This is a genomic window from Alloyangia pacifica (genome assembly GCF_003111685.1).
GTDB lineage: Bacteria > Pseudomonadota > Alphaproteobacteria > Rhodobacterales > Rhodobacteraceae > Salipiger > Salipiger pacificus_A.
This window is the reverse complement of sequence record NZ_CP022190.1, coordinates 253,631-270,518: the sequence shown is the minus strand read 5'-3', so window position 1 is coordinate 270,518 and position 16,888 is coordinate 253,631. Positions and strand designations below refer to the sequence as shown.

The 16,888-nt window shown below is 64.8% G+C and carries 13 protein-coding genes; 3 read left to right on the top strand and 10 right to left on the bottom strand.

Going from position 1 to position 16,888, the window contains the following annotated elements; translation table 11 throughout:
• Positions 1-11 precede the first annotated feature (11 nt).
• Both mmsA and chvE read right to left on the bottom strand, forming a co-directional pair.
• Entirely contained in the window at positions 12-1,529 is a 1,518-nt protein-coding gene (mmsA, locus tag CEW88_RS14245) for a multiple monosaccharide ABC transporter ATP-binding protein (RefSeq protein WP_108968234.1), read from the bottom strand.
• Between the two features lie 99 nt (positions 1,530-1,628).
• Complete coding sequence (gene chvE / locus CEW88_RS14240) at positions 1,629-2,693, bottom strand: multiple monosaccharide ABC transporter substrate-binding protein (protein WP_108968232.1); 1,065 nt, start codon at positions 2,691-2,693, stop codon at positions 1,629-1,631.
• A gap of 134 nt (positions 2,694-2,827) precedes the next feature.
• Here chvE and CEW88_RS14235 point away from each other — a divergent pair, with 134 nt between their 5' ends.
• Positions 2,828-3,757 carry a LysR family transcriptional regulator gene (locus CEW88_RS14235; protein WP_108968230.1) on the top strand — a complete coding sequence of 310 codons (930 nt, stop codon included), beginning with the start codon at positions 2,828-2,830 and terminating at the stop codon, positions 3,755-3,757.
• 37 nt (positions 3,758-3,794) lie between these two features.
• Here CEW88_RS14235 and CEW88_RS14230 read toward each other — a convergent pair whose 3' ends face one another.
• From CEW88_RS14230 to CEW88_RS14205, 6 genes are all read right to left on the bottom strand, one after another.
• Positions 3,795-4,523 (bottom strand): FadR/GntR family transcriptional regulator, encoded by a 729-nt coding sequence (locus CEW88_RS14230; protein ID WP_108968228.1) that lies wholly within the window; start codon positions 4,521-4,523, stop codon positions 3,795-3,797.
• Positions 4,520-5,512 (bottom strand): galactofuranose ABC transporter, permease protein YjfF, encoded by a 993-nt coding sequence (gene yjfF / locus CEW88_RS14225; RefSeq protein WP_108968226.1) that lies wholly within the window; start codon positions 5,510-5,512, stop codon positions 4,520-4,522. The genes CEW88_RS14230 and yjfF overlap by 4 nt, the downstream gene beginning before the upstream one ends.
• Positions 5,509-6,555, bottom strand: a complete 1,047-nt coding sequence (locus CEW88_RS14220; protein ID WP_108968224.1) for an ABC transporter permease — start codon at positions 6,553-6,555, stop codon at positions 5,509-5,511. The genes yjfF and CEW88_RS14220 overlap by 4 nt, the downstream gene beginning before the upstream one ends.
• Entirely contained in the window at positions 6,552-8,054 is a 1,503-nt protein-coding gene (locus CEW88_RS14215) for a sugar ABC transporter ATP-binding protein (protein WP_254694511.1), read from the bottom strand. The genes CEW88_RS14220 and CEW88_RS14215 overlap by 4 nt, the downstream gene beginning before the upstream one ends.
• Positions 8,055-8,146: 92 nt before the next feature.
• On the bottom strand, positions 8,147-9,100 hold the full coding sequence (gene ytfQ / locus CEW88_RS14210; RefSeq protein ID WP_108968223.1) for a galactofuranose ABC transporter, galactofuranose-binding protein YtfQ: 954 nt from the start codon (positions 9,098-9,100) through the stop codon (positions 8,147-8,149).
• A 253-nt stretch (positions 9,101-9,353) separates the two neighbouring features.
• Positions 9,354-10,001, bottom strand: a complete 648-nt coding sequence (locus CEW88_RS14205; RefSeq protein ID WP_254694510.1) for a hypothetical protein — start codon at positions 9,999-10,001, stop codon at positions 9,354-9,356.
• Positions 10,002-10,429: 428 nt separating this feature from the next.
• Here CEW88_RS14205 and CEW88_RS14200 point away from each other — a divergent pair, with 428 nt between their 5' ends.
• Entirely contained in the window at positions 10,430-11,740 is a 1,311-nt protein-coding gene (locus CEW88_RS14200; protein ID WP_095883792.1) for an AAA family ATPase, read from the top strand.
• Complete coding sequence (locus CEW88_RS14195) at positions 11,737-12,789, top strand: ParB/RepB/Spo0J family partition protein (RefSeq protein ID WP_108968219.1); 1,053 nt, start codon at positions 11,737-11,739, stop codon at positions 12,787-12,789. Before CEW88_RS14200 ends, CEW88_RS14195 begins: the two co-directional genes overlap by 4 nt.
• Positions 12,790-13,423: 634 nt before the next feature.
• Here CEW88_RS14195 and rhaI read toward each other — a convergent pair.
• Together rhaI and CEW88_RS14185 are read right to left on the bottom strand one after the other, a co-directional pair.
• Positions 13,424-14,698 (bottom strand): L-rhamnose catabolism isomerase, encoded by a 1,275-nt coding sequence (rhaI, locus tag CEW88_RS14190; protein ID WP_108968217.1) that lies wholly within the window; start codon positions 14,696-14,698, stop codon positions 13,424-13,426.
• Positions 14,699-14,774: 76 nt separating this feature from the next.
• Positions 14,775-16,874, bottom strand: coding sequence for a bifunctional rhamnulose-1-phosphate aldolase/short-chain dehydrogenase (locus tag CEW88_RS14185; protein ID WP_108968215.1), 2,100 nt, complete (start codon positions 16,872-16,874; stop codon positions 14,775-14,777).
• Between the last annotated feature and the right edge of the window lie 14 nt (positions 16,875-16,888).

The window sequence follows — 16,888 nt, the reverse complement described above, 5'->3', positions numbered from 1 at the left end:
CCCCTCCCCTCTCACTCGCTGACGATGAGCGACATGATGCGCTCCTGGCTGGCTTCCTCGGCAGAGAGTTCCCCGACGAAAGCGCCTTCGTTCATGACATAGATACGGTCGCACATGCCCAAGAGTTCGGGCATCTCCGACGAGATCATCACCACGGCTTTGCCTTCGGCAGAGAGCTCGTTGATGATCGAATAGATTTCGTATTTCGCGCCGACGTCGATGCCGCGCGTGGGTTCGTCGAGGATCAGAACCTCGGGCTCGGTGAACAGCCACTTGGCCAGCACCACCTTCTGCTGGTTGCCGCCCGACAGGTTGCCGACTTTCTGCATGACCGTCGGTGTGCGCGTGGCCAGCGCCTTGCGGTAGCGCTCTGCCACTTCGGTTTCCTCGGCCTCGTTCAGCACGCCCTTCTCGGACACGCCGTTCAGGTTGGACAGCGTGGTGTTGAAGCGGATGCTCTCATCGAGGATCAGCCCCAGCGACTTGCGGTCCTCGGTGACGTAAGCAAGCCCGTTCTCGATGGCCCGGTCCACCTTCGACACGTCGATCGGCTTGCCGTGCAGCGAGACTTCGCCCGAGATGTTCCGCCCCCAGCTCTGGCCAAAGATCGACATGGCAAGCTCGGTGCGGCCCGACCCCATGACGCCGGCGATGCCGACGACCTCGCCGGCCCGGACGTTGAAGTTGATGTTCTTGATGACCTGCCGTTCGGCGTGCTCGGGATGCCAGACGTTCCAGTCCTTCACCGCCATCACCACCTCACCGGCGCGGCGGGTGCGGTCCGGGTAACGCTGCGACATGTCGCGGCCCACCATGTCGCGGACGATGCGGTCTTCCGAAAGCCCCTGCGAGGCGTCGAGCTCCGAGACCGCCATGCCGTCGCGGATCACGGTGACCGTGTCTGCGACGTAGCGCACCTCGTTGAGCTTGTGGGAAATGATGATGCAGGTCACGCCCTGCGCCTTCAGCTCGAGCATGAGGTCGAGCAGCTTGCGGCTGTCATTCTCCTGCAGCGCCGCCGTCGGCTCGTCGAGGATCAGCAGCTTCACGTCCTTGCTGAGCGCCTTGGCGATCTCGACCAGCTGCTGCTTGCCCACCCCTATGCTGTCGACAAGCGTGCCCGGCGCGTCGCGCAGCCCGACCTTGGCCAGCAACTGCTCGGTGCGGCGGAAGGTTTCCTGCCACTGGATCACGCCACCGGTCTGCCGCTCGTTGCCGAGAAAGATGTTCTCGGCGATCGAGAGCTGCGGCACCAGCGCCAGTTCCTGGTGAATGATGACGATGCCCTTGTCCTCGCTGTCGCGCAGCGTCTTGAACTCGGCGAGCCCGCCATCGTAGTGGATTTCCCCGTCGTAGCTGCCCACGGGATAGACCCCGGAGAGCACCTTCATCAGGGTCGATTTGCCGGCACCGTTCTCGCCGCAGATCGCGTGGATCTCGCCTTCGCGGACCTGAAGGTTCACCTGGTCGAGCGCTTTCACACCAGGGAATTCCTTGGTGATACCGCGCATCTCGAGCAGAAGAGTCATGACCCGTACCTGCCTTGTATGAAGTGAAGGTCGGGGAAGGCCCAAAGGCCTCCCCCTGTTCGGCGCCCCGGGAGCAAATGGGGCGCTCGGGAGGAGTGCTTACTTGATCTGGTCTTCGGTGTAGTACCCGGAGCCGACCAGGACCTCTTCCCAGTTCGAGGCGTCCACCGGGACCGGCTCGAGCAGGTAGGACGGGACGACCTTCACGCCGTTGTCATAGGTCTCGGTGTCGTTGATCTCGGGCTCGGAGCCTTCCATCACCGCGTTGACCATGCCGACGGTGACGCGGGCCAGCTCGCGGGTGTCCTTGAAGATGGTCGAGTACTGCTCGCCGGCGAGGATCGATTTCACCGACTGCACTTCGGCGTCCTGGCCGGTGACGATCGGCATCTTCAGATCGCCCGAGCCGTAGCCGACGCCCTTGAGCGACGAGAGGATGCCGATGGACAGGCCATCGTAGGGCGCGAGCACGCCGTGAACGTCCTTGTCGGTGTAGTTGGCCGACAGGATGTTATCCATGCGCGCCTGCGCCACCGCGCCGTCCCAGCGCAGCGTGCCGACCTTGTCCATGCCCATCTGGCCGGACTGCACGACGATGTCGCCGCTGTCGATCATCGGCTGCAGCACCGACATGGCGCCGTTGTAGAAGAAATATGCGTTGTTGTCGTCCGGCGAGCCGCCGAAGAGCTCGACGTTCCACGGCTTGCTGTCGGGGAAGCGCTCTTCGAGGCCCTCGACCAGCGAGGTCGCCTGCTGCACGCCGACCTTGAAGTTGTCGAAGGTGGCATAATAGTCGACGTCGCCGCTGTCACGGATCAGCCGGTCATAGGCGACGATGCGCACGCCCGAGGCGGCGGCATTGGCCAGCGCGTTCGACAGGGTGGTGCCGTCGATGGCGGCGATCACCAGCACGTCGACGCCCTTGGTCACCATGTTCTCGATCTGCGCGAGCTGGTTGGGGATGTCATCCTCTGCGTACTGCAGGTCGGTCTCGTAGCCGGCTTCTTCCAGCTGCTTGACCATGTTGTTGCCGTCGTCGATCCAGCGCGCCGAGCTCTTGGTCGGCATGGCGATGCCCACGGTGCCCTTGTCCTGGGCGAAGGCGGCGCTGGAAAGCGCAACGAGGCTTACCGCGAGCGCACCCGCGAGTTTCGTCAGTTTCATCGGTATCCTCCCGTTGAGGGGGCGTCTCCCGCACCCCGCTGTTCCCCTGTGGGGACGCCAAAAGTCCTACTTAATGGTGACATACCGAACAAATACCATTATCCGTCATCTGCATAACTTGATCGGTATGTGTTATGTCCGAGCTGCTGAGAAACCTGCGCCCCGCGCAAATCCGCCTGATCGCCGCGATTGCCGAACACGGGCAGCTGCAGGTTGCCGCCACCGCCTGCCGGATGACCCAGCCCGGCGCCTCGCGCATGCTGGCGGAACTGGAGCGTGCCATCGGTGCCCGGCTGTTCCAGCGCACCCCCAAGGGAATGGAGCCCACGCCCACCGGCGCGCTCCTCGCCCAGCATGCGCGGCGCATCGAGCATGACCTTCGCCGGATGGCCGAGGATTTCGACGATCTGCATTCCGGCCTCGGCGGCGCGGTGCGGGTTGGTGCCGTGACAGGCCCGGCGCTCGGTCAACTGGTGCCGCAGGTGCAGCGGCTGAAGGCGCTGTCGAGCTCGGTGGATGTCTCTATCGAGGTCGCCCCCTCGGTGGCGCTGGTGCAGGCGCTGGAGCGCGGCGAGCTCGATTTCGCCCTCGCCCGCCTGCCACCGCAGGTCAACGAGCGAGAGTTCATCCTCGAACCGGCGCGGGACGAGATCGTGCAACTCTTGGTGCGCGAGGGTCACCCGATGCTCGGGCGCAGCCCGGTGGCCATCGCCGACCTGCACGGCACCCGCTGGATCCTGCAGCAGCGCGGCGCGCCCATCCGCGCGGCGATCGAGACCGCCTTTCACGACGAGGGAATGACCGCCCCGCCCGACGTGATCACCACCTCCTCGCTGCTGGCGATCATCGCGCTGCTGAAGGACTCCGATGCCGTCGCCCCGATGTCGCAGGAGGTGATCGACCTGATGCTGGAGCCGCCGGTCTCGGCCGAACTGCGGCGACTGCAGCTGAACCGGCTGGTGACGGTGGAACCCTACCTGATCATCCAGGCGCGCGGACGGCACATCTCTAAGGCCGCGGAGCGGTTGCTCGGCATGGTGCAGGAGAGCATTCGGAGTTTCTGAGGCTGGTCCCGGTTCCGGGAAATTTCCCGGGCATGTTTCAGCTTGCCCGGCGCACGCCGCCGGAGGGCGCGTCCATCACCACCTTCTCCATGCAGGCGCGCGCCCGGTCGGGCGCCCCGGCGCGGATCGCATCGACGATGGCGCGGTGCTTGTCGACGCTGCGCGCAAGATCGCAGGGATCGCGCGCTTCCTCGGCCTCGGCGATGAGCTGTGAGTAAAGCGCCGCCTGAACCAGATCCCCCAGCGATTGCAGGAAGCGGTTGTCGGAGAGATGCAGGATGAGCTTGTGGAATTCGAGGTCGGCCATGGCAAAGGCGGTGCGGCTCGGGGCCTGTGCCAGCGCCTCGCAGCTCGCCTCGAGACGCGCATGTTCTGCCGGTCCCGCCCGCTCGGCCACAAGCGCCGCCGCCGAGGGCTCGATGATCAGCCGGATCTCGTTGAGGTCGGCCACAAAGCGCCCCGGGGTCTTCTGCTCGGAATGCCAGCGCAGCACGTCCGGATCGAACATGTTCCATTCGGACGAGGGCTGCACCCGCGTGCCGACCTTCGCTTTCGAGGCCAGCATGCCCTTCGCGATCAGCGTCTTCTTGGCCTCGCGGATGACCGTGCGCGAGACACCGAACATCTCTTCGAGATCCGGGTCGAGCGGGATCATCGCCCGCTCGGGGTATTCCCCCGCAACGATGGCCAGCCCCAGCTGGTCCACCACGTGGGTGGTATGGCTCTGGGCGCGGTCCGAGAACCCGCCGCCCGCCGTCAATGTCATGATCGCGCGTCTGATGCGGTCAGATGCCTTATGCGCGCCGTCGTTGCCCAACCCAAACCCTTCTGCAGCATGATGAAGGCGAAGAGCAGGCCCCCAATCACGATCTTCGTCCACCAGCTCGAAAGCGTGCCGTCAAAGACGATGTACGTCTGTATCAGCCCCATGATCAGAATGCCAAAGAAAGTGCCCGCGACAAATCCGCTGCCACCGCTCAGCAGCGTGCCCCCGATGACCACCGCGGCGATGGCGTCGAGCTCGACGCCGACGGTCGCCAGCGAATAGCCCGCCGAGGTGTAGAGCGTGTAGACGATCCCCGCGAGCCCGGCCAGGCCGCCCGAGACGGCGTAGATGCCGATGGTGGTCCGCGCGCGGGGCACGCCCATGAGCTGCGCCGTCTGCGCCGAGCCGCCGATGGCATAGACGTTCTGGCCAAACCTTGTCCGGTGCAGCACGATCATCGCCGCCAGATAGGTCAGCAGCATGAGCCCGCCGGTCAGCCGGAAGCGGCCGCCGCCCGCTGCCTTCCAGTAGAGCGACTGCAGCCAGTCGTAAAACTCGTGGGTGATCGGCACGGATTCGGTCGACAGCACGTAGGCCAGCCCGCGCATCAAGAACATGCCCGCCAGGGTGACGATGAAGGGCGGCATCTCGAGATAATGGATGATCCCGCCCATGGCCGCGCCGAAGCCGGTGGTGATCAGCAGCACCAGCGCAAAAGCGACCAGCGGGTGGATCGAGGTGTCGCGCAGGATCACCGCAAGGAAGACGCCGGTGAAGGCAATCACCGAGCCGACCGACAGATCGATCCCGCCCGAGAGGATCACAAAGGTCATGCCGACGGCAGTGATGCCGAGGAAGGCGTTGTCGGTCAGCAGGTTGGCGACCACCCGCGTCGAGGCCATCGCCGGGTACTGCGCTGCGCAGAGCACGAAGGCGAGCACGAAGGTCGCGAGCGTGATGTAGAGCGGAAGCTTGGTGGACTGGCTCATGACTGGCCCTCCTCCTGGGGGGTCCGGGGCGCGGGCTTGGGCCGCTCCCGCAGCACCGGCCCGGTCGAGGCGCGCAGCAGGTAGAGGCTGTGGCGGACCCGCGGGCTCTGGATGACGAGGATGGCGATGATGATCAGCGCCTTGATGACGAGGTTGAATTCGACCGGCATGCCCGAGAGCAGGATCAGTGAGTTCACCCCTTGGATGATCAGCGCACCGAGCAATGAGGCCGTGATCGAGAAGCGCCCGCCGAGCAGCGAGTTCCCCCCGATCACCACGGCGAGGATCGCGTCAAGCTCCATCCAGAGCCCGGCGTTGTTGGCATCCGCGCCCTTGATGTCTGCGGCGACGATGACACCGGCGAGGGCGGCGCAGAGACCGGAGACAAGGTAAACCGCGATCAGCAGCACCCGGGCGTTGATCCCGGCGAGGCGCGAGGAGGTCTCGTTGATCCCCACCGCCTCGATCAGCAGGCCGAGCGCGGTGCGGCGGATCACCAGACCGACCGCGCAGGCCACGGCGATCCACAGCCAGATCGGTGTCGGCACGGCGGCGATGGTGCCCGCGCCGAGCCGGATCAGGCCGGGGTCGTTGAAGGTGAGGATCGCGCCCTCGGTCAGAAGTTGCGCGATGCCGCGTCCGGCGACCATCAGCACCAGGGTGGCGACGATGGGCTGAATGCGGAAGATCGCCACCAGAAGCCCGTTCCAGAGCCCGCAGGCCGCGCCCGCCGTCAGCGCCAGCAGCACCGCCAGCGTCCAATGCGCGCCGCCCACTACGGCGGAGGCTGCGACAGCCCCGGCGATGGCCATCACGGCCCCGACCGACAGATCGATCCCGCGCGTGGCGATGACCAGGGTCATGCCGGTTGCCAGCAGCGCCGTCGGCGCGCCGCGGTTGAGAACGTCGATAAGGTTGCCGAAGAGCCGCCCATGCTGGAACTCGATGTTGAAGAACCCCGGGAAGACCAGGAAGTTGGCCGCCAGCACCAAAGCGAGGATGATGATCTGCGGCATGACCCGTTTCAGCGTGGATTTGATCATGCCGCGTCCTCCGCCGCGATGGCCTCGACGATGGATTTGGTCGAGATCTCCTGGCCCGTGAGTTCCCCCACCTGCCGCCGGTCGCGCAGCACGACGATGCGGGAAGAATAAGCCACCAACTCCTCCATTTCCGACGAGGCGACGATCAGCGCCATGCCCTTCTCGCGCAGGTCCTCGATGAGGGCGATGATCTCGGCGTGCGCACCGACATCGATGCCGCGTGTGGGCTCGTCGAGGATCAGCAGCTCGGGCTCGGTCGCCAGCCAGCGCGCCAGCAACGCCTTTTGCTGGTTGCCGCCCGACAGCAGCCGGATCGGCATGTCGAGCGAGGCAAGGCGGATATCCAGCGCCTTCACGTAGTGCTGGGCGATCTCCTCGGCCTTGGCGCGGGGAATGGGACGGTGCCAACCCTGCCGGGCCTGCAACGACAGGATGATGTTTTCGCGCACCGACAGGTCCCCCACGATGCCGTCGGTCTTGCGGTCCTCGGGGCAGAGCGCGAAGCGGTTGCGGATCGCCTCGCGCGGATTGGTGATGCGCAGCGGCTGGCCGCGCAGCTCGGCCTTGCCCTGATCCGCCGCGACCACGCCGAAGACCACGTTTGCGGTCTCGCTCCGGCCCGAACCGAGCAACCCGGCAAGGCCGACCACCTCGCCCTCGCGGATCTCCATGTCGAACGGCTCGATGCTGCCGCGCTTGCCGTATCCCTTGAGCGAGAGCAGCACGTCGCCGGGCTCGGAATGCGCGCGGTGATGGGTCGCCGCCTCGAGCTGGCGGCCGAGCATCAGGGTGACGATCTCGGTCTGGCTCACCTCGGCGAGCCGCCGGGTGCCCACGACACGGCCGTTGCGCAGGATCGTGGCGCGGTCCGAGATGGCGAAAACCTGGTCAAGAAAATGGGTGATGAAGACAATGGCGAGCCCCCTGCCCTTCAGCCTCTCGATCACGGAGAAGAGCAGCTGCACCTCGTCGTGGTCGAGGCTGGCCGTCGGTTCGTCGAGGATCAGCACCTTGCCGGAAAGCTCGACGGCCCGAGCGATGGCGACGATCTGCTGGATGGCGATGGAATAGCTGTCGAGCAGTCGGCTTGGGTCGATGTCGAGCCCGTAGTCGCGCAGGATCTCGCGTGACTCGTCCCGCATCCTGCGGTGATCGACCATGCCCCAGCGCATCGGCTGCCGGCCAAGAAAGAGGTTCTCGGCGACCGTCAGGTTGGGCAGCAGGTTCACCTCCTGATACACTGTTCCGATGCCGAGCGCCTGGCTGTCCAGCGGATCGCGCGGATCGATCTCGGCGCCGGAAAGCTCGATGGTGCCGCCGTCACGGGTGTAGGCACCGGTGAGGCACTTGATCAGTGTCGATTTCCCCGCGCCGTTCTCGCCCAGAAGCGCGTGCACCTCGCCGGGATAGAGCGCCAGCTCGACGTCATCGAGCGCGATGGCGCCCGGAAAGAATTTGCTGATGCCGCACGCATGCAGCACCGGTTCTGGCATGGCCATCCCGAAGTCCCCTCCCCTAGACAGGGTTGTGCGCCTCCCGGACCCCCTCCGGAAGGCGCGTTCGGCAGGGGTCCTGCCCCCGCCGCGCAGCGTCAGTATCCGAGATTCTTCTTGCTCTCGTAAATGGCCGCATTGTCGTCGTCGCTCGTGTAGAGCTTGGACTCGGTCTGGATCCACTTCGGTGGCATGGTGCCGTCCTTCCAGTAGGCTTCCAGCACGTCGAAGGCCGGGCCTGCCATGTTCGGCGTCAGCTCGACCGTCGCGTTGGCCTCGCCGGCCTGCATGGCAAGGTGGATGTCCGGCACCGAGTCGATCGACACGATCTTGATGTCCTCGCCCGGCTTCAGCCCGGCTTCCTTGATCGCCTGGATGGCGCCCACCGCCATGTCGTCGTTATGCGCATAGAGCGCGCAGATGTTCTCGCCGCCCTCGGACTTGAGGAAGCTCTCCATGACCACCTTGCCCTGCGCGCGGGTGAAATCCCCGGTCTGGCTGCGGGTGATCTTGAGATTGGGCGCATCGGCGATGGCCTCTTCGAAGCCCTTCTTGCGCGAGATCGCGGGCGACGAGCCTGTGGTGCCCTGAAGCTCCACGATCGGGCATTCCTCACCGGCGACGGCGTCCTTGAGCCAATTGCCGGCCACCATGCCCTCGTGCACCTGGTCCGAGGTCACGGCGGTCATGTAGAGATCTTCCGGCGCATCGATGTTGCGGTCGAGCAGGATCACCGGAATGTCGGCGTCCTTGGCCTCTTCGAGCACGTCCTCCCAGCCGGTGGCGACCACGGGCGCGAGCAAAATCGCGTCGACACCCTGCGCGACGAAGCCGCGGATCGCCTTGATCTGGTTCTCCTGCTTCTGCTGCGCGTCGGCGAATTTCAGGTCGTACCCACGCTCCTCGGCCTGTTGCTTGGTGACCGTGGTCTCGGCGGCGCGCCAGCCGGATTCGGATCCGATCTGCGAAAAGCCGATGGTTTCGCCCTCGGCCATGGCGGCGGCGGGCACAAGGATAGCGGCGCTTGCGAGCAAGCTCTTAAGAATGTTCATGATGTCCTCCCATGGACCTCTCCTCAGGTCCTTGGAATATTAAGTATTACTTTATTACTATTGTAAAGCGCCCTGTGTCAGTGACCGAAAGGAGCTTTATTTATCAGTGGTTTGAGAAGATGCCGCAGGGGCATCTTGGATGCGGGGGAGCGACTCGTGGAAGACCGGACGCGCGCGACGGGCGCCGAGAGAAGCGAGGCCCCACCCCCGAGACACCTGACCCTAGAAGACAGCGCCTCGACACGCCTTGAGGTCAGCCGGTGATCTCGATGCGGCGCAGGCCGTGAAACTCCTGCGCGGCCATGCCCTGCAGCGGGCGCAGGTGGTGGGTCAGCACGTATTGCGCCGCAAAGGCCGACGGCGCCTTGAGCATCAGCAGCCCCTGCTCGAACTCGTCGAAGACGAGGCCCGAGAACCAGCTGCGGTGCAGCCCGGGATCGCTCTGCGCCAGCCGTGCCAACGTGCGCGACCAGGGGCCGCTGTCGGCGCTCGGCGCGGGAGTTTCCGCCGCACGCGCACCGAAATCGACGCGGACAACCTTTTCGCCAGTGGCGGCAGGCTCTGGGTGCTGGACCTCCATGCGGGCAGAGAAATCGGGGCCGACGTTCTCCCAATGCGGCGCAGAAAGCCGGTAGACCTCGGAATAATTGAGCCGGTAGGCGGCCACCCTGCCCCGCACGCCGGGCCTGAGCTGGAGCAGGATCTCGGTTTTTGTCAGGCGCTTGATCTCACGTTTCACCGTCCGCTCATCGACCGACCAGAGCCGCGCCATCTCGCGCTGGCCGACTGTCAGCTCGTCGTTCCGCCAGTTGTAGCGCGCCGTGACAAGCGCCACGAGACGCAGCATCGAGGTCTGGAATCCCGGTGATCCGTTCAGCCCGGCAAGGGCCAAGGCCGTCAACAGGTCATATTTCTGGGATCCTGCCTGAGGTCCCGTAAATCGTTTGAAGTCCATGTTCGTCTGCTCTGCCGCCGCTTCGGGTCCGGCTTCATTGGCCGATTCCCCATTGGCTTCGAGACTGCTCGATTTTCCCGTCGTTTGTCAATGTGGACAAAAAAGCGGGACCGGAACCCTTATCCAAATTTATTTGGAAAAAATCGGTTTATTGGTAATGGGTGACAGGCATGGTGACACCATTATGGGGGGTGATTGTCACCTTATCCACCATTTTGGCCCCAGAGCTGTCACCGAGTCCACGCCTTGGACGGTGCAGAAATCCCGTAATCCTGAAAATCTTCGCCAAAATACGAGAAATGCGAACTCTGGGTTTTGCCCTTTCCGCAATTCGCGTTATTGAAGGGACAGTATCAGAAAACACGAGCAGGCTCATGAGAGATCATTCCGACCTTCAATCCATGAACGAACGCAGCCTTGCGCAGCAGGCTGCGGTGCGCCGCGCGACCTTCTCCCCGGCCGAGGAGAAGATCCTGCGCCCCTTCTCCATCTGGGAGATCAGCCACTTCATGTTCGACGTGCCCGCGGACACGCTGCGCAAGAAACTGGCCGATGACCCCTCGCTGCCGCAGGGCACCGTAGAAGAGGACGGGCGCCAGCGCTGGTTCTCGCTGCAGGAGATCAACGAGCTGCGCCGGCGCCTGCGCTTCCGCGGCAAGCCGCTGTTGCCCCACCGCCCCGGCGGCCGGGCGATGCGCGTTGCGGTCTCCAACTTCAAGGGCGGTGTCGGCAAGACCGTCGTGGCTCAACACCTGGCCAATGCAGCGGCGCTCGACGGCTATCGCGTGCTGGTGATCGACTTCGACCCGCAGGCCACGATGACTCACTCCATGGGGCTCACCGAGGTCAAGGAGTGGAACACGGTCTGGGGCATCATGTGCCGCGACCTCTGCCGCGAGGCAGACCGTATCGCCGCGGCCTATGACGATCCGGCCGACTGCCCCTACCCCACCGCCGACGAGCTGCCCGAGGACGTGCAATCGATCGGCGCGCAGCGCATCCAGGACTTCATCCAGAAGACCGCCTGGCCGACCATCGACATCATCCCCTCCTGTGCCAACGCCGCCTTCGTCGAGTTCGCATCGGCGCAGTACCGCGCCATGCACAAGGCCTGGAGCTTCTTCGGCTGCGTGTCGCGCTACCTCGACGAGCTGCCCGAGGATCAATACGACCTCATCATCTTCGACTGCCCGCCGGCCATCGGCTACCAGTCTCTGAACGCAGCCTTTGCCGCCGACATCCTCTATATCCCGTCGGGCCCCGGCTACTGGGAATATGACTCGACCACCAGCTTCCTCGGTCAGCTCGGCGACGCGCTCGAGGATATTTCGGACGGCTTCGCCAAGGTCGCCGAGGATGCCGGCATCCGTCTGCCCAAGCGCTTCGACGACGTGCGCCTCTTGATGACCCGCTTCGAGCAGTCCAACCCGCTTCACGTCGCGATGATGGATGCCTTCCGGAACGTGTTCGGCGCTGACGTTTGCAAGCACGCCATCGAGATGACACGCGCGGTCGAACAGTCCGGCCGCTTCCAGCAGTCGGTCTACGAGCAGGACTATCGGCAAATGACCCGCGAGACATGGAAGCGGGCGCGCCAGAGCTTCGACTCGGCCTACGACGAGTTCAAGGAAGTGGTGCTGCGCGCCTGGGAAGCGAAAAACGCCAAGGAAGAGGTTGAAGCATGAGCAGCAAGAACAAGTTCGGCTTCGGTCCGATCGAGACCGCAGAGGTCAAGCCGCGCCGCCGCGACGTGGGCCCGATGGGGGCCGCGGTGCGCGAGGCGGCAAGCAGCATGACCGAGAGCACCGAGAACCTCGTGGAGCAGCGGCGCCAGAACGCGACCGATGCCAAGGCCTTCCGCCTTGCGCAGGAAGAAGGCCGCGTGCTGGTCGCGATCCCGCTCGAAGACATCCGCACCGACGATCTTCCGCGCGACCGCCTCGACCTCACCGGCGTGGCGACCTCCGACGAGATGGAGGAACTCAAGGCCTCGATCCGCGAGCGCGGTCAGAAGGAGCCGATCGAGGTCTACCGCACCGAGAACGGCTACCAGCTGAAAAAGGGGTGGCGCCGGATCACGGCTCTGGAACAGCTTCTCACAGAGACCGGCGACGCCCGTTTCGCCAAGGCGGTCGCGCGCGTGGCGGAAGAAGCGGGCACGCGGATCGATCTCTACATCGACATGGTCGAGGAGAACGTGATCCGCGAGGACCTGAGCTTTGCCGAGATGGCGCAGGTCGCGATCACCGCGGCGCAGGATTCCGGCCTCGATGGCATGGGCGCCGAGGAACTCGTCGGGCGCATTTACGCATCGCTGCACAAGATGAAGCGCTCGTATATCCGAAGCTTTGTCTATCTCCTCGAGCAACTGGACGAGGCGCTGCCGTATCCCAAGTCCGTCTCGCGGAACCTCGGCGTCGACGTGGCGCGCAAATTGCAGGCGGCGCCGGAGCGGGTAGGGGCGCTGCGCAGCGTACTGTCCACCGTGAGTTCGGCCGAAGAACAGGCAGAGATCCTGAAGAAGTTCGTGCAAAGCGCCGAGCGGGCCGAGGCCAAGTCCCAGGACACGCCGCGGCAGCGCAGCGTGAAGTACGAATTCCATGTCGGGCTGTCGAAAGTCACCGCGCGCAAGGGCGAGTGCCGCATCCTGTCGGAGATCGATTTCTCCTCCGTGGACCGCAAGCGGTTGCAGCGCGCAGTCGAGGCATTCGAGGCGGCACTGCGCGACGGGTAACCCATGGGTTACGGGGTTGGGAGTGGTAACCCGACCCGAAAACAAAGGGGATGAGAGGCCGGTAACCCACGGGTTACCGGCCTTTTGCTTGGGTGGGTACACGGCAGCATTGGCGGCCATCTCGGGGCGATGACGCGCGCTTCTGGTGCTCGCGTGGGGCGTGAACTCCCACCGCCCAGATGGGAGGTATCTTTGGCCCGATCCAGCGGGAGGCGCTCCAAGGACGAGTGCTGCGCGACTCTGGGTAACCCATGGGTTACCCAGAGTCGCTCTGCCAAGACCGAGCGAATGCTGCAGCCTCGGCCGGGCCTTCGTCGCAGGAGGCGCAATTGCCGCGTGACCTGGCGGGGATCGGAGCAGAAGTCGGGGCAGGGGGCCAACAGGTTTCACCAAGCTGAACGCGCCGCGGTGTCAATGCCAAAGCCACGCGACGCGGATTCAGAAAGCTGATGATCGGGTGCGTGCCAAAATCCGGATTTTTGGGGGTGATTCGGCCGGATTTGCCCACGAATCAGGGGTTTAGGGGCGAAAATCGGCCGCGAATCTGCTCTAACTGCATGACTCACAACGAAAAAACCCGGCAGATTTCGCTGCCGGGACGGGAAATTTGCTTCAGAAACGGGGTTTTTCCGGATCAGACGATCCCGCCCCCCGCACCACAGACTTCGGGCCGCTCCGCGGAGACCCGCGCGCGGTAGTTCGACGCCCTGTAGGTCGCAACGGGATCGATTGCCCCGCCGGCCTCGAGGCGGGCCATGCCGAGGATCGGCTCCACGTCGACCCGGTAGGCGGCCTTCATCGTCGCGGCGGCCATCAGCGCGTCATTCTCTTCCTGGAAGCCTTTCAGAGCGGCGCGGTCCACGAGCAGCGCCTGCGCGTAGGCGCGGCGGACCTCGTTGGCCGAGGAGACAAGGCTCTCGATCGGGTCGGTGACGTTGTGCGACTGGTCGAGCATATGGGCGGGCGCAAAGCCCTTCTTGCCCTCGGCCGCGACCAACTCGTTGAACACGAGGAACAGCCGGAACGGGTCGATGCTCCCGGTGTCGAGATCGTCGTCGCCATACTTGCTGTCATTGAAGTGGAAGCCGCCAAGTTTGCCGAACTGGATCAGCCGGGCGACGATCATCTCGATATTGGTGTTCGGCGCATGGTGGCCAAGATCGACAAGGCAGAAGGCCCGCTCCCCGAGTTCCCTGGCGATGAGATAGTTCGTGCCCCAGTCCTGCACGACGGTGGAATAGAAGGCGGGTTCGAACATCTTGTGCTCGGAAAACAGCCGCCAGTCCTCGGGCAGACCCTTGTAGATCTCCTGCATCGCCAAGAGATAGCGCTCGAACTGGGCCGTCAGATCGGTTTGGCCAGGGAAGTTCGACCCATCACCGATCCAGACCGTCAGAGCCTTGGACCCCAGTTTCGAGCCGATTTCGATGCATTCGAGGTTGTGTTCGATCGCCTGTGCCCGCACCGCCGCATCGGTGTGCGACAAAGAGCCGAACTTGTAGCTGAGGTTTTGGCCAGGCTGGTCCTGGAAGGTGTTGGAGTTCATGGCATCGAACCCCAAGCCCAGCGAGGCGGCCTTTTCAAGCAGCGCAGCAGGGTCCTGCTTGTCCCAGGGGATGTGCAGCGAAACGGTGGGCGTGGCCGCGGTCAGCTGGTGGATCACGCCGCAGTCGTCGAGCTTGTCGAAGATGTCGCGCGGCTCGCCGCCGCCGGGGAACCGGGCAAAGCGCGTCCCGCCGGTTCCCACGCCCCAACTCGGCACGGCCACGCCATAAGCGGCGACTTTGCGCTTGATAGTGTCGATATCGACGCCGCGGCGGGCAAGCTGCGCGCCCAGGGCCTCGTAGTCGTAGGTGAGCGCCTCGGCGCGCTCCGCGTTCTGCGCGGCGATGAGATCGCTGTCGATCATGTAATCCTCCCGTGCCGCCTCTCCCGGACGGCGTGAAAGAGGCGGCGCGGGATGCCCGTGCCGCCGAATTAGAGACTTATCGTGTGAAGGCTTCCTTGTTGCCCGCATCGACGTTGAGGATATTGCCTGTCGACTTGGCCGAAAGGTCCGAGGCCAGGAAATAAGCGGCTTCGGCAATGTCCTCGGGCAGCACAGACCGCTTCAGCATCGAGCGGTTGCGGTACATCTCCTCGAGGCCCGCCTTGTCGGTGTCGTAGGTCGAGGCGCGCTGGTCGAGCCATTCCCCCTCCCAGATGCGCGATCCGCGCAGCACCGCGTCGGGGTTCACCACGTTCACCCGGATGCCGAGCTCGGCGCCTTCCAGCGCAAGACAGCGCGCCAGGTGCAGCTCCGACGCCTTGGCGGTGCAATAGGCCGAGGCATTGGGCGAGGCCGCGAGGCCGTTCTTAGACCCTATAAAGACGATGGAGCCACCCAGCCCCTGCTTGCGCAGCAGCCCGAAAGCCTCGCGCGAGACAAGGAAGTAGCCGGTGGCGAGGATATCCATGTTGCGGCTCCAGAGCGCGAGCGAGGTTTCTTCCACCGGCGCCGACGATGCGATGCCCGCGTTCGAGACAAGAATATCGACTCCGCCGAACTCTACGGCAGTCTCTGAATAGGCTCTGGCAACCGCGTCCTCTTGCGTCACGTCGACCGCCACCGCGCGCACGACATCGCTGGAATAGACACTGGAAAGTCGTTCCTGCACCTTTTCCGCTGCCGCAAGGTCGATATCCGCCAACACCACGCAGGCGCCCTCGCGCAGCAGTCGCTCTGCGGTGGCGGCGCCGATGCCACCGCCGCCGCCCGTAACCAGCGCCACGCGACCGGCCAGCGACTTCGGTTTCGGCATGCGCTGCAGCTTCGCTTCTTCGAGCAGCCAGTACTCGATGTCGAAGGCTTCCTGCTCGGGCAGGCCCTGATAGGCACTGACCGCCGAGGCGCCGCGCATCACGTTGATGGCGTTCACGTAGAACTCACCCGAGATGCGGGCCGTCGCCTTGTCCTTGGCAAAGGTGATCATGCCGACGCCGGGAACGAGATAAACCACCGCGTTAGGGTCGCGCAGGGCAGGGGAGTCGGGCCGCTTGCAGCGGGCGTAATAGGCGGCGTAGCTGTCGCGGTAGGCTTCGACCTGGGCGGGGAGGCCGGCCAGTACGGCGTCCAGATCCGCTTTGTCAGGGTCGAAATCCACCACCAGCGGCGCGATCTTGGTGCGCAGGAAGTGATCCGGGCAGGAGGTGCCCATCGGGGCCAGCGTCTCGAGCGCGTTCGAGTTGACGAAGTCCAGCACCGCCTCCTGGTCGTCGAAATGGCCGACCATGTGCTGGTTGCCCGACACCAAGCCGCGGATCGCCGGCATCAGCGTCGCCGCGACCTCGCGCCGCGCCTCGGGGGCAAGGCTCTGCAGCTTGGCGCCGCCGAAGGCGGGCACGCCCTCGGTCTTCGCGTCGAGCCAGCCGATGGCCTCGTTGATGATGTCTATGGTGGTGGCGTAGCAGCTCTCGGCGGTGTCGCCCCAGGTAAAGAGCCCGTGGCTTTCCAGCACGACGCCGTCCGCCTCGGGGTTCTCGAGGCAGAATTGCTCGAGCCAGAGACCCAGCTCGTAGCCGGGGCGCTTCCAGGGCAGCCAACCGATGCGGTCCCCGAAAATCTCCCGAGTCAGTGCCTGTGAATCCTTCGAGGCGGCGATGGCGATGATCGCGTCGGCGTGCATGTGGTCGACATGGGCGCGGGGCACGTAGGCGTGCAGCGGCGTGTCGATCGAGGCGGCGCGCGGGTTCAGGTTGAAGGTACAATGCGGCAGGTAGCCGACCATCTCGTCCTCGAAAGCCACCCCGCGGTAGACCCCTTTCAAAGCCCGCAGCTTGTCCATGTAGAGGGTCGAAAACCCGTCCAGCTTCATCGAGCCGACGTCGCCGCCCGAGCCCTTCACCCAGAGCACCTCAACCTGCTCGCCGGTGAGCGGGTCGCGCTCCATGACCTTGGCCGAGGTGTTGCCGCCGCCGTAGTTGGTGATTCGCTTGTCCGACCCCAGAAGGTTGGACCGGTAGAGCAGCTTCTCGGGCTCGTTCATCCCCGCAGCCTTGCCGCTATCCCACAGATTTTGCAGGCGGTCCTTGGGCTTTGCCAGCATGGTGATCCTCCGTT